Source organism: Brachyspira catarrhinii (assembly GCF_005518285.1).
In the GTDB taxonomy this organism is placed as follows: domain Bacteria; phylum Spirochaetota; class Brachyspiria; order Brachyspirales; family Brachyspiraceae; genus Brachyspira; species Brachyspira catarrhinii.
This window is the reverse complement of sequence record NZ_SJDU01000845.1, coordinates 1-345: the sequence shown is the minus strand read 5'-3', so window position 1 is coordinate 345 and position 345 is coordinate 1. Positions and strand designations below refer to the sequence as shown.

General features: G+C 38.6%; 1 pseudogene. It reads left to right on the top strand.

The features are described 5' to 3' along the window. Positions 1 to 345: pseudogene (locus tag EZH24_RS13630) on the top strand (variable surface family protein); the annotation flags it as partial.

The window sequence follows — 345 nt, the reverse complement described above, 5'->3', positions numbered from 1 at the left end:
TTAATTATGATTTTTCTTCCTACAATATGAAACTTACTCCTATAATAAGATTTCAGTTCGATATGGCTTTGGCTACGAAATATAATAATATAGAGAAGTCTGTTAATATAGTGGATAATTATTATATTACCGCTAAAGGTTTTGCTCCAAGCGGCGGAGAGAGAATCGGAGGAGTCGCCGTAAGTTCTGGAGCTAACGCAGATTTAAATAACGGAGAGCTTAAGGGCGGTTATATAGCGAGCATACCGAGTCCGAGTAGTTATTATGCCGAACAGCCTTATAGAATAGGTATAGCTTTTCCTTTGGGCTTTAGCGCTAAGACGGAGAGCGATACGATAGAGTTTT